Consider the following 13636-nt stretch of genomic DNA (forward strand, 5'->3'; position numbering starts at 1 on the left):
TGAAAAGTCGGCTTATAAAACTATTTCTTGTGATTTTGGCACTTGCGTGATTGACCAGTGCGCGATTGCCCAGCTCAAAAGCTCAGTAACATTGGCTTGCAGTAATTCATTAGGCGGTTGTTGACCAAGAAAAGTTAAGGCGGCAAATAGTGAAGGTATAGGATTTTCTTTATTAATTTCGGGGGCGTTATTCTGTTTGCTAAGCTTGAAACCTTGGTGGGTTACTGCTAGAGGGAAATGACCAAATTGAGGCGCTTTGTATTGCAATATTTGGTAAAAGCTTAATTGTCGTGCTGTCGGTTCAAGTAAGTCACAACCGCGAATAACGTGAGTAATATTTTGGTAGATATCGTCAACGACTACCGCTAATTGATAAGCAAATAGGCCGTCTTTTCTCAATACGATAAAATCTTCTTGAGCAAGCTCCGGGTTACAGGTTACATGGCCTTGAATAAGGTCATTATATTGAGAAGTGCCGAAGGTATTAATCACGCGAATGGCACTGTCATTTACTGGTTGCTTTAAGTCTCGACAATGGCCTTGGTATATACCGCCCAATGCTTTAATTTGGGCGCGTGTACAACGGCAATAATAGCTGATTTTTTGTTGTGAAAGGTCAGCTAATACCTCACGATAAACAGCACTTTGTTGGCTTTGGTAAAGTACGTCTTCATCCCAATGTAAACCATAAACTTCTAGTGTTTGTAGGATTTCAGCGCTAGCACCTGCTTTTTCTCTAGGGGGATCAATATCTTCGATTCTAACTAGCCATTGGCCGTTATTGTGTTTAGCGTCTAAATAACTTGCCAGAGCAGCAATTAATGAACCGAAGTGTAAAAAACCGGAAGGAGAAGGAGCAAAGCGACCACGATAAATACCAGAAATATCGGGTCGCAAAGATTTGTTAAGTTCCAACAAAATCGAAGGTATTAACCTGCGAGTTGACGTTCTTTGATTTCTTGTAAAGTTTTACATTCAATACAAAGATCAGCTGTTGGACGGGCTTCTAAACGACGAATGCCGATTTCAATGCCACAAGAGTTACAAAAACCAAAATCATCATCTTCGATAAGTTGTAAGGTTTTTTCAATTTTCTTGATCAGTTTACGTTCACGGTCACGTGTGCGTAATTCAAGGCTGAACTCTTCTTCTTGCGCCGCACGGTCAACAGGATCAGGGAAGTTTGCTGCTTCATCCTGCATATGCGATACGGTACGATCTACTTCTTGACGAAGTTGTATACGCCACGCATCTAGAATTTTTTTGAAATGTTCTAGTTGCGTACCATTCATGTATTCTTCTTTAGGCTTTTCAACGTAAGGGTTAACGCCGGCTAATGCTAAAATACCTAATGTTTTCTGTGTTGGCATGCTAATTCTCCTAATGCTACTAGACCTAAATCGATGGAAAGTAGTTACATCATGTAACTTCATCGCTTGGTTGCAACTGCCAATTTATATAGACCTGAAATATTCCACATATATTGTGTTAGCTAATCTAAAATTCAAGGCTTAATTGATAAATAATCACGATAAAAGTTAAAAATATTTTTAAATATATCGTTGTCAAAACTTTAAGCAAGGTGACAATAAATTTTGAGCAAGCTCTTTTAGCAAGTTTATAGGCCTCTCGTCAATCATTATCGTTGCTATTTATTTGTTGTTGCTAAAGTATTACGGGTACTTTATTGGCTAAAGTGACGGTGAAGTCATGATTGTTTTTTTGAAATTGTGCTTTGTAGGCTATGATTTCAACGCCTTGTTGGCTTGCTTCTCGCAATAGTTCTGCATATTTAGCATCAATATGCTCTGCAGGTTTTACATCATTTATGCCTGAATGCAGTACAGCAAATAAAAGTACGGCTCGGTGGCCTTTTTCAGCCATCGCCATTAACTCGCGTAAATGTTTTTGCCCTCGTAGTGTAACAGCATCTGGAAAATAGCCCTGATTTTCTTCTAATAAAGTGACACTTTTGACTTCAATAAAAGTGTCACGGCCATCTTTATCTAAAAGATGAAAATCAATTTTACTATTTTCTTCACCATATTTTACTTCACGTTTTAAATTGCTGTTCTGGGCAAACTCATCAATTTTACCTTGGTTTAGCGCTTCTTCTGTTAATTGATTTGCGCGTATTGTATTGACACATATCCAATGGTTGGCTTGAGTTAAGGTTAACTCCCAACTGTTTGGATACTTACGTTTTGCATTATCGGAAGTACTATACCAAACGCTATCGTCCGGGACTGCACAGCCAGTCATTGCGCCTGTATTTGCACAATGCATGGTAATTTCTGTGCTGCAATTATTCTCATCCATTATTGTTACATCTGCGAGAAAACGTTTGTAGCGCTTAATGAGTACGCTAGGTTTTAATGTGAAATCCATAAAATACCGAGTTGATAAATCAGTGGTATAGGTTAATTATTTGTCGGCATAGTGTAAACTGTTAGCTTAAAATTAAATGTAAAGGCGATAAAATGACAACAGCTAATTCTGCTCCAGTATCAATAACCTTGACGACAAGTAATAATGCACAAGGTTGGCAGCAAGATAAAACTCTTCAAATTACCCAAGATAATATTGCTATTTATTTACCTGAAGACACTGCATATCGCTCACGAAAAATTCAAATGGCAGCGCGCAAAATAGAAAAACTAGACATTGAACATGCAGCCCTACAAGGTGATTCGTGGGATGAAGCAAGTCAATGGGCATTCGCCCTTGGTTTTAGCTGTGTTAATAAATTAGAGAACATCAGTTTTTGTGGTGAACCAGCTTTAATTGAACGCTTGAACAATAAATTAGCTGTTTACGCATGGAGTCGTGATTTAACGAACCAGACGCCCGCAGAGCTTTACCCATTAAAATTGGCACAATTAGCCTCTGATTATATTAAAAACCTAGCGCCAGCATATGTTTCTACACGCCTCATTCAAGGTGAAGCGTTGAAAGAACAACAATGGATGGGGATCTACAATGTTGGTAAAGGAAGTATTAACGAACCATGTTTGCTCGAGCTTGACTTTAACCCTAGTGGCGATGAAAACACTCAGGTAACAGCATGCTTAGTCGGCAAAGGTATTACTTTTGATAGCGGTGGTTATAGTATTAAAAGTAACGCCGGTATGTTTGATATGAAATGTGATATGGGTGGCGCTGCTGTTGTCGCTGGCGCGTTAGCATTAGCCATCAAGGAAGGTTTAAATCAACGGGTTAAGTTGTACCTTTGTTGTGCAGAAAACATGATTAGCCGGGACGCTTATAAACTGGGCGATATTATTACTTATAAAAACGGCGTCACTTGTGAAATAGCTAACACAGATGCAGAAGGTCGTCTTGTACTTGCTGATGGCTTAATGGCAGCAAGTGAAACCGGCGCGCCAATGATTATCGATGCAGCGACATTAACCGGTGCTGCAGTGAGTGCGACTGGTGGCGATTACACGGCATTATTCGCACTTGATAATAACGTGGCAGCAAAAGCGCAAGCTTCAGCAAAAGTTACAGGTGAAGCAATATGGCAATTACCTTTAGAACCTTGGCATCAAGATAAATGCCCATCAGTATTTGCTGATACAGCAAATAGTCGCACAATAAAAGGTGGCGGTGCTGGTGGTGCAAGTAATGCTGCAGGCTTCTTATCACGCTTTGTCGACAATGAAGGTGCTGGTTGGTTACATTTTGATTTAGCCGGTGCATATAATGGCGCTGAATCTGGCTTATGGGCAGCGGGCGCAACAGGTCTTGGGATTGCCACTATTGCTGACTTAATATCTGATCATTAACCTTATTGGTAATAATAACCTTAGTGAAGAGAGGTTTAGCGGAGGTTATTAACTTTCGCTATTCGCTAACAAAATAAACACCAGTAACTGACAAAAGCTGAGATTCATTCCTTTTTTAGCGTAAAGAATAAAACCTGTTTATGGCTTGAATTTGGTGATCAGTTTCAAGGCATATTTCACTTATATACTTTTTTAAATACCAAAGTGATCGCTATAAAAGTTAGTTGCTGGCGACTATTTTTGTATTTTTGTATTTTTCTGTGTTTTGTGACGGTTCTAATTCTAATGGAGAAAGCTTGGTGAAACAGATAGTTTTAAAGCTTTTATCTGTATTGTAAATATTGTTCTAACCAAGATTTTGCATTGTTGATGTCGCTAAATATATAAAAAGTAATATTACAGGCTTGGTAAATTCTTCGTAGTTGTAATTGTTGAATATCAGCAGTACTGCTATCAATTAACACACTCGCGTTGGCGACTAACCCCTTTTGTACACGGTATTTATTGACCTTAATTAACGCTTCTTCGGCTTCCGGAGAAAATACACTATTACCATAAAAAGCGATTAATAAGCCCCAAGGTTTACCCAAAAACTGATCACAAGCACCGTACATATCTTCGATATATTTTTCTGTTACTTTGTCATTAAATGGGCCAAAAGCTTCAACTTGTAAAATATTCGATTTCGATGCGATTGAATATTTATCTTCTACTATTGTTTCCATTGTCCAACTCCATTTTAAACAGGGTGACAAGTCATAACAGTATTTTTCGCTCTTGCCAAGTAAGCATGATTTTGAAATTTTTCCAGTTTTAATTTGTACAAATATCAACCGTTAAAATTAAATCCCAAGTTTGAACTTGCTGGTATCGAACGCCTAACTCAGTTGAGTATGAATGATATAAACTAAAGCTTGTGATGCTTAATTGTTGTTCAAGCTCGGTTTGTTGAATTTTTTTATAATAATGAGGTAGTGGGAACTTTGCTTTGCGATATAGACTTAGGTGCGGTTGGTAAACTCTGTTTTCTAAGGTAATATCGCAGTTTAGGCTTAACTCAACAATAGTTTTATTTAAATAAATTAACCAGTCAGGGTTAGTGGTAGGGATAAGATGTAATACCTGAGCTTTTTTAAAATAGCCTACTTTCGATAATAGCAAAGACAAGGTTTTATTTTGTCCTACAAAAGGCTTTAGCTGTTGTTTAATCAAGTTGTGCTGCTGGCTAATTAATTTTGCTAAGTTCGCTTGTTGATCTTTATCTACCAAACCGAGAAAGGCTAAAGTTACATGAAAGTTTTGCTCATCTATCGCTTTAAATGGTAACGGCAAATGTTGATCGCGACATTGGGCAACTTTTACTTTATCAGCGCTTGAAATATCTAAGGCAATAAACATGCGTTTGTTCATAATTATTCCTTTCTCAGATGCATAAAATAGCAGCGAGTATTATTTTAGCTATCTTCAATGCTAATTGGTTTTCATCGCTTAGGTATAATTGACAATTAAAGCTATAACCTTGTTATGTTAACATTACAGCCATAAAAATTTAAACTTACAATAATGTATTATAATTTATGACGCTAACGGCCAAAAAACTGCCTATCGATGATATTAAAGATGATGTTATTGTCGCATTAAATCAGCATCAAACTTTATTGTTAACCGCGCCGCCAGGTGCCGGAAAGTCAACTTGCTTACCGCTATGGTTATTAGATTTACCTTGTTTATCTGGCCAGAAAATTTACCTTTTGCAGCCTCGGCGTTTAGCGGCAAAAAATATTGCTTGTTACCTGTCTCAACAGTTAGGTGAAAGTGTTGGAAACACAGTTGGTTATCGACTTCGAAATGAAAGTAAAACTTCAAAAAATACCCGTTTAGAAGTTATTACAGAAGGTATTTTAACGCAAATAATTCAGCACGATGCAGAACTATCGGCTTGTGGCTTAGTTGTGTTTGACGAGTTTCATGAGCGTTCGCTAAACGCTGATCTAGCCTTCGCATTAACACGCGATATTCAACAAGGTCTGCGAGAAGACTTAAAAATTCTTTTAATGTCAGCAACTTTAGCGACAGAAGCGATAAATCATCAGCTACCTGATGCGGTAGCGTTGGAAAGCAAAGGGCGAAGTTTTCCCGTTGATATTAACTACCAAGCCCCAAGTAATACTCGTCTTTGGCGTCAGCACGCACTGTCAGTTTTAAAATCTTTGGTGAACTCGCATCAAGGTTCGATATTAATGTTTCTTCCAGGTACTGGCGATATTCGCTATTTAGCCGAACAATTATCGCCTTTTATGCCTGCAAACATGACATTGTGTCCATTGTACGGTGAATTGTCGCTACAACAGCAGCAACAAGTTATTGCACCAGCGCCAAGCGGTCATCATAAATTAGTACTAGCAACTAATATTGCAGAAACTAGCTTAACCATTGAAGGTGTTGATTTAGTTATTGATTCTGGTTTAGAAAATGTTGCGATTTATGATGTGCAAACACTGAGTAATAAACTACAGCAACGCAGTATTGCAAAATCTTCTGCCATTCAACGTGCTGGTCGTGCTGGGCGATTGCAAGCTGGGCACTGCATTCGTTTATACAGTAAAGATGATTTTGAACGCAGAAGTGAGCAAAGTGGTAGTGAAATTCAACAAGCCGATTTACTGCCAATGTTAATGGAAGTGGCTCGGTGGGGAGCAAACGCATGTGCGCAACTGCCAATGATAGAAATGCCCAATGCTAAAAAAGAACAATTAGCTTGGCAGGAGTTGACCGATTTAGGGTTGGTTTCTAAACAGCACCAGTTAACGGCTGAAGGTAAGTTGGCGGCAATTTTTCCTTGTCACCCAAGGTTTGCGAAAATGTTGCTAGCTGCCGCGCAATTTGAGCACAGCCAACAAGTTGAACATTTATTAACACTGGCGTGTCTTTATACCGCATTATTAGAAGAACGCGATATTTTTAGCGTTGAACAACGGGTAAATAATTGCGATATAACGCAGCGAATAATACAACTTTTTCAGCAAGCTAAAAGGCCACAGCATCAACGAATAATTCAACAAGCTCAGCGCTTATATCGAGTGGCTAATCAACAACGTATACATTTTAGCAATACAAACAATGCCACCGCAACAAAACGCTTTTGTCATGAACCAACGCAATTGCCTCTGCAGTGCAGTGGCTTATTACTTTTACTCGCTTACCCTGAGCGTTTAGCTAAGCAAAGAGATCATCAAGGCAATTACTTAACGGCTTATGGCAAAGGGGTAGTTATGAGTGACAGTGATGCTTTAGCTGATAAAAAATACCTTGTTGCCGTGCAGTTTTTTCAACGCCAACAAGCCTTAACGATAGCCTTGGCGTCAGAGGTTAGCTTATCGCAAGCGCTTGCTTGGCAAGTTGTTTCAGTAAAAAACAAAACACATTTACATTTTGATAGTAAACAAAATCGCATACGAAGTTCCAATCAACAGGTGATTGGCTCACTGGTTATCAGCGAAGAAAATACTACGCAAAAGCTTGCTGCTGAGCTTTTGATTGCGTGTTGGTGTCAACAAATTCGTAAACGTGGACTTAGTTGGCTGAAATTTGATGACCACACACAGCAACTGTTATTGCGCTGGCGTTGGCTTAATCAAACCCAGACACATTTGGCTTTCGAAGATGTAAGTGAAGCGCATTTGTTGAATACTTTGGAGCAATGGCTGGGGCCGTACTTAGCTGACATTACCAGTAAGGCGCAACTTGATAAGCTTAATTTAGCTGAACTATTACTTACGCAACTAAGTTATCAACAACAGCAAGTATTTAACCAGCTTGCACCGAGTTACTTTACTGGGCCAACAGGGCGGAAATGTAAAATTCGATACAGTTTAGAGCAAGCCCCGATTGTTTCTTTACCTATGCAGGAATTATATGGTGTTAGCACTACGCCATCGGTTGGCGACAGTCAGCATAATAGTCAAGTTGCCTTGATTATCGAATTATTGTCGCCCGCGCAACGACCCATTCAGATAACCCAAAACTTAGCGGCCTTTTGGCAGGGGAGCTATCGCGAAGTGCAAAAAGATATGCGATCAAAATATCCGAAACATTTTTGGCCAGATGATCCCGCGAATGCACAAGCGACGAGAAAAGTTAAAAAGCATCTGTAATGCTAAGTAATGGCAGGTGATAAGTTAGGATACGCTCTTAGCAATGTTTTAGTGGCAACTTTAATTGCTTGGACGGGTATTTGTCATAAGCTAAAAAAGTTGACTGTAGACTGCATTGAATATCAACAGGTATGATTGTTCCGCCCTGAATTCAGTTAAGCATGATGAAGTTTAATGGTAATATTCAGGGTGCTTGATTTTAAATTCATTCATGACCTGCTCAAATTTACCGTTTTTATACAATGTGTTTGATAGCTCGGTAAACTTAGGGGCAAGGTGAGCAACTTTAGATTTTTTTGACAGGGCTGTAAATAATAAAGAGCTGTCATCTAGTTTGACTATAACTTCTGCAATTTCTTGAGTGCCGTCAACTTGGCTTTTATATTTTTCCAAATCGAAAAAATCAGTTGAAATAACCACATCCACTTTACCGGCCACTAATACCCGAAAAGCCGTATCGAGGTCGCTGACATAAACTTTTTTTAAGTAGCCTTTCGGGGCATTATCAAATTGTTTAAATTGCTTTATGCCCCTCAGTACAGCAACTCTCAAGCCCTTAAGATCCGAGAATGTACTAATGTTTATATTTTGCTTGTTAACGTAAAATAATTTTTTATTTAATGAACCATAAACAAATAAATGGGAAAATTCTCGCCGTTCTGGTGCATCTAACAGACCTGACATGATATCCACTTTGCCCGCTTTTAACATCGCCAAACAACGCCAAAAAGAATTATCTTGGGTAAAACGAAGAGTAAATCCAAGTTTCTTGAAAAGATAAGTTGTTGCGGCAATATTTTCACCTATTGGGGGTTGCTCAGGTAATACTATTTGGTGTGGCGGGTAATGAGCAACACACATAGTAAGAGCTTGATTTTCGGTTTTATTAATAGCCTCTGTTTGTGCTGTAAATAAAATAATAAGCAAGGCGAATAAATATCTTAAAAGCAATAGTGTTCCTCAGATGCGCTATAAATAAATGTTACTGATAATGTAAAACAAAGAAGGGCTATCGCTGATAATATATGGGCTATTTAGAGACGTAGCCTGATACTAATTAATAGTGTATACACATTACCCGCTTTTACACTAAAGCACTAACGACTGGCTTACTTTTCTTGAGCAAAATTTTATCTAAATATAGCGCGAATAAAAAGAGCTAAGCAACTAGTAATTTAAGGATAATGGATATTTTCTTTAAAAATACAGCTTGAAATTAAATGTTAACGTGCATAACTGTTTGAAAATTTAGGTGATAGCGAACTAAGTTATGATTTTTATAAGTTCTGTGAGCGTGACATTCATTTGAAAATTTTCACTTTGGAGAAATTACACAGTCTCAAAACCTTGCTAATGTAGCGTAAAATAGTTGACTAAAATTAGTGAAGTACAAACGACAGCTAATTGTTAGATGCCCATTTAGGTAATTTGATATATTTATTAGAACTCATACACAAATCCAGCTAAACCACTTGGTATTTTAACTACTTTATTAGCTGGGGATTTTCAAAATATTCTATATTCATTCTGTCATGCATCTTCAACAGACTTCAAAAATGGGTGGCTAATGGTATATTTGCATTCTATAATTATTTTTTTAAATTTGATCTGCTTAATGGTTAAGTTAATGCTTATTAATAGACGTTAATTTTTGTCTGCCTTTCGCTAATAGCTAGACAAGGCTTAAGTTGTATAATTGAACAGTCGACTATTTTACGTTTTACGTTATACTGCCGCGCTTAAACCTAGTATTTAATTTATAGCATTCATTTAGCGGAGTTCATCATGCACGATCTGTATTACAAAGGCCGTATCCACACCAGAGTAAACCATGTAAAAACAGGTTATAACACTAAACGTGCTGTTAAGCTTGGCACAGAAAAACATCCGTTAACATTAGTGGTTACCAGTGAAGAAAAGAAAGTAGAAGTAGCTGCAATCGTTATTGAAAATGAACTATTCGCCGATATTACGGTAGATAGCAGCGCTGAAGAAAATATTATCGAGCTGACGGCGATACTAAACAAGCCAACAACCACTACCTTTGAAAAAACACCAAACCGTAATGACCCGTGTTTATGCGGTAGCGGCAAAAAATATAAAAAGTGTTGCGGATAACAACATACTATTGTTGAGAGTTACGTAAACTGATGCTGCCCGTGCTCTGTGAGTTATGAGCAGCGAAAGTTAAGTTCTGCTTTATATCCATTCGTAAATACCATTATTGCAAAATATGATTAATCAGCCGATTGTTAGCTGTTTTACTCTGTTTTTACAGAATTAGCGCTGATTATTCAATTGCGCGATTACAGCCATTGCTTGTACGAGCGTATTTTTATCACCGTCTAACCAGTGAATTTTAGTACCATTGCGCTCTAATCTTCGCAGCCAAGTGTCTTGTTTTTTTGAGAACTGATGAATTGCAGCATTGAGTTTTTGAAAACAGTCATTTTTGCTCAACTGTCCCTGTAAATGCTGTGCAATGAAGCGATACTCTAAGCCGTAAAAATATAAGGTTTCCCAACTAACGCCTTGGGCATGTAATTGCTCTACTTCCTCAATCAGACCTTGTTCCATTCGCTGCTTTAAACGCAGGGTTATACGTTCACGAATAACGTCTCTTGGCCATCTAATTGCAAATATAACTGGCTTAAGATCAGGAAAGTCATTGACGGTATCTTGCGCCTCATTTTCACCTTGGGCTATTTCAATGGCTCGCACTAGGCGATCACGTTCGATAAGATCTGTGGTGTTGTGTAGATTTGGCTTAAGTTGCATTAACTGCTCAGTTAATTTCTCATGACTAAGCGTCGCTAATCTTTCTCTAAGAGTTTTATTCTCAGGTACTTCAATTAACCGATAGCCTTTTAGAATTGAGTCTACATAAAGCGCTGAGCCACCAGCCATAATAGCGAGTTTGTTTTTATGGCTGATTTTTTCATAGGCATTGATAACATCTTTTTGAAAATCAAAAATATTGTATTCATAACCGGGGTCGACAATATCAATTAGGTGATGCGCAATTTCTTCATATTCGTCAAGGTCTTTACCGCTGCCAATATCTAAACCGCGATAAACTTGTCGTGAGTCGGCCGAAATTATTTCACCATTTAGCATTCTGGCAAGCTCAACCGCCAGTTTGGTTTTCCCCGACGCTGTTGAACCCAGCACAACGAGCATGTTAAATGCAGACATAGTTAACCTATAGAAATTGACTTACAATAAAGCGAGAATTATATCGTTAATTTGTCAACTATGCTTGTTAGGCATAAAAACTTTTTTTTCTATCACAAAGCATTAAAAATTATCATTTGGGATATAGTCTTAGCTAGATTATTATAGCGGCTTAATAGCATTTCCCTGAGGCACGTTAATTAAAGTATGACAGTCAAAAAAACCACTCCAACAGCGATCAAAAATTCAACATCTGATAAACCAAAAACCTCGAAAACATTAGAGGAAATTGGCGATAGCCGCGTTAAAATAGCCCTGCGTTGGTCATTTTGGTTTATGGTGAAAATGACGGTTCTCGCCGTATTTGTGCTATTTATTTATAGTATTTATCTTGACGGTAAAGTGCGTGATAAGTTTGAAGGCCAACGTTGGCAGGTGCCTGTTCAGGTATTTGGCGCTATTGAAAGCTATAACGTAGGAAGCGAGTTAACCATGACTAACTTGAGACAAGCGTTATCGGCGAATCGCTATAAAAAAGTAACGAATGTGCAACGCCCTGGTGAATTTGCTTTATCAAAAAATAGAGCCATTATTTATCGTCGCGCATTTGATTTTGGCGCTGGTATAGAAGCGGCAACAAAAGTTACTCTCGATTTAGCCAACGGCAAAGTTAAAGCTTTGTATCTTGGTGATGAAAAAGTTTCGCAATTACGCTTAGAGCCATTGTTAATTGACAGAATTTTGCCTGAAAGCAAAGAAGATCGGGTATTGGTTTCATTGCAAGCTGTGCCAACAAAGCTGTTAGATACCTTATTATTAATAGAGGATCGCGAATTTTATTTTCATCATGGTGTTTCACCCTTGGGTATTTTACGCGCACTGTATCAAAATTTGATTGCTGGTCGAACGGTTCAGGGGGGCAGTACGTTAACACAGCAACTGGTTAAAAATATGTTTTTAACCCGCGATAAAACCTTATGGCGAAAAGCTAACGAAGCCATTATGGCGCTGATATTAGAGTATCGATATAGCAAAGACCAATTATTAGAAGCTTACATAAATGAAGTATATTTAGGTCAACATTATGCCAATGGTATTTATGGCTTTGGGTTAGCCGCTGAGTTTTACTTTAGTAAATCAATTCAATCGCTTAATTCAGAACAAATGGCGATGATAATTGGCCAAGTCAAAGGGCCAAGCTATTATGATCCTTGGCGCTTTCCAGAGCGCACGATTAAGCGTCGAGACTTAGTTTTAAGGTTAATGTATCAGCAAGAAATTATTTCTCAGTATGAGTTTGAACAAGCAGTAGAGTCGCCTTTATCTATAAGAAAAAAACGTCGTGTAAAACAGCAAAAATTCCCTGCCTACCTGCAATTAGTCAAAGTTGAACTATCTCGGCATTTATCTGAATATCAGCAACAATCTGGCGTAAGAGTGTTTACCGGGTTTTCAATTATTCAACAGCTAGCACTGCAAGCGAGTATTGATGAAAAATTACCAACATTGGAAGAAGAGTCAGGTTCTGAATTACAAGTGGCGATGGTGGTGTCTGATTTTAAGTCCGGTGTAATTCGTGCTTTAGTGGGCGGAAAAGAAGCTGGTTATGCCGGCTTTAATCGTGCATTGCATGCCAAGCGACCTATTGGCTCGTTAATAAAACCTGCCGTATTTCTTGCGGCATTAGAGCGTTATCAACGTTTTAATTTAGCCACGTTAATTGAAGATAAAGCGATTACGCTTTCAAGTGAAGATGGACAAGCTTGGCGACCAAAAAATTACGATGGAAAATATAGAGGCCAAGTACATTTAATTGATGCTTTAGTATCAAGCCTTAATGTGCCAACGGTGAATTTAGGTATGCAGTTGGGTTTAGATAATGTCGCACAAGCTATTCATTTAATGGGCTATCAGGACGATATTGTTACACGTCCATCTATGCTATTGGGGGCGTTAAATATGTCACCCATGGAAATAAACCAGCTCTACATACCTATCGCTAATGATGGTGTGGCAGAAAAATCACACGTGATAGAGCGCATAGTTAGCGCCCGTGGTGAAACTCTATGGCAGTTTAAAGTCTTAGAGCAACAAGTTATTTCAACACAAGCCGCTTACTTACTCGATTTTTCGTTAAATAAAGTAACAACGTCAGGTACTGCTCGCTCGTTAGCTTGGCGTCTTAAAGGTAAAAGCATCGCGGGTAAAACAGGCACAACTAATGATCTACGTGACAGTTGGTTTGTCGGTTACGACAATGAACTTTTGGTCACTACTTGGATAGGTCGAGACGATAACAAGCCAACTAAATTAACCGGTAGCAGTGGTGCACTGGTATTATTTGCCGAATTTATGCAGAAAACTGGTGCGGTTAGTCGACGTGCTAACGTGCCTGCAAGTGTCGAATTAGTTCGCTTTGACAATAAAAGTGGCCGAGCGGTTACACAAGCTTGCAACAATTCTCAATTACTACCTGCAGTTACCACAGGTTTAATTTATGAAACAGCATGTGAAGAAGCG

Annotated in this window: 11 protein-coding genes; 4 read left to right on the top strand and 7 right to left on the bottom strand. The window is 38.5% G+C overall.

From position 1 onward, the window contains the following. Positions 1 to 12: 12 nt before the first annotated feature. The 3 genes from gluQRS to sfsA all read right to left on the bottom strand — a co-directional run bounded on the left by gluQRS (position 13) and on the right by sfsA (position 2388). Positions 13 to 918, bottom strand: a complete 906-nt coding sequence (gluQRS, locus tag H4J38_RS16415) for a tRNA glutamyl-Q(34) synthetase GluQRS (RefSeq protein ID WP_259365544.1) — start codon at positions 916 to 918, stop codon at positions 13 to 15. A gap of 11 nt (positions 919 to 929) precedes the next feature. Then, positions 930 to 1370, bottom strand: coding sequence for an RNA polymerase-binding protein DksA (dksA, locus tag H4J38_RS16420; RefSeq protein WP_182133486.1), 441 nt, complete (start codon positions 1368 to 1370; stop codon positions 930 to 932). A gap of 295 nt (positions 1371 to 1665) precedes the next feature. Next, complete coding sequence (gene sfsA, locus H4J38_RS16425; RefSeq protein WP_182133488.1) at positions 1666 to 2388, bottom strand: DNA/RNA nuclease SfsA; 723 nt, start codon at positions 2386 to 2388, stop codon at positions 1666 to 1668. A gap of 92 nt (positions 2389 to 2480) precedes the next feature. On the opposite strand from sfsA, the gene pepB reads away from it, so the two are divergent. After that, positions 2481 to 3788, top strand: a complete 1308-nt coding sequence (gene pepB, locus H4J38_RS16430; RefSeq protein ID WP_182133490.1) for an aminopeptidase PepB — start codon at positions 2481 to 2483, stop codon at positions 3786 to 3788. Positions 3789 to 4111: 323 nt separating this feature from the next. On the opposite strand, the gene H4J38_RS16435 is transcribed toward pepB, so the two are convergent. Together H4J38_RS16435 and thpR are read right to left on the bottom strand one after the other, a co-directional pair. Beyond that, positions 4112 to 4513 carry a hypothetical protein gene (locus H4J38_RS16435; protein ID WP_182133492.1) on the bottom strand — a complete coding sequence of 134 codons (402 nt, stop codon included), beginning with the start codon at positions 4511 to 4513 and terminating at the stop codon, positions 4112 to 4114. Positions 4514 to 4601: 88 nt separating this feature from the next. Continuing rightward, positions 4602 to 5198, bottom strand: a complete 597-nt coding sequence (gene thpR / locus H4J38_RS16440) for an RNA 2',3'-cyclic phosphodiesterase (protein WP_182133494.1) — start codon at positions 5196 to 5198, stop codon at positions 4602 to 4604. 167 nt (positions 5199 to 5365) lie between these two features. On the opposite strand from thpR, the gene hrpB reads away from it, so the two are divergent. After that, a complete protein-coding gene (gene hrpB, locus H4J38_RS16445; protein WP_182133496.1) occupies positions 5366 to 7942 on the top strand; it encodes an ATP-dependent helicase HrpB in 2577 nt (858 codons plus the stop codon). 171 nt (positions 7943 to 8113) lie between these two features. Here the strand turns inward: hrpB and H4J38_RS16450 are convergent, their stop codons facing one another. Then, a complete protein-coding gene (locus H4J38_RS16450; RefSeq protein WP_182133498.1) occupies positions 8114 to 8893 on the bottom strand; it encodes an ABC transporter substrate-binding protein in 780 nt (259 codons plus the stop codon). A gap of 834 nt (positions 8894 to 9727) precedes the next feature. Between H4J38_RS16450 and H4J38_RS16455 the strand changes: the two genes are divergently transcribed. After that, on the top strand, positions 9728 to 10060 hold the full coding sequence (locus H4J38_RS16455) for a PBPRA1643 family SWIM/SEC-C metal-binding motif protein (protein ID WP_182133500.1): 333 nt from the start codon (positions 9728 to 9730) through the stop codon (positions 10058 to 10060). 162 nt (positions 10061 to 10222) lie between these two features. Here the strand turns inward: H4J38_RS16455 and miaA are convergent, their stop codons facing one another. Further along, complete coding sequence (gene miaA / locus H4J38_RS16460; protein WP_182133502.1) at positions 10223 to 11137, bottom strand: tRNA (adenosine(37)-N6)-dimethylallyltransferase MiaA; 915 nt, start codon at positions 11135 to 11137, stop codon at positions 10223 to 10225. A gap of 186 nt (positions 11138 to 11323) precedes the next feature. Here miaA and mrcB point away from each other — a divergent pair. After that, the coding region (mrcB, locus tag H4J38_RS16465) for a penicillin-binding protein 1B (RefSeq protein WP_182133504.1) at positions 11324 to 13636 on the top strand (2313 nt) is incomplete at its 3' end.

The sequence above is a fragment of the Colwellia sp. BRX10-3 genome (assembly GCF_014077505.1).
Classification (GTDB): Bacteria; Pseudomonadota; Gammaproteobacteria; order Enterobacterales; family Alteromonadaceae; genus Cognaticolwellia.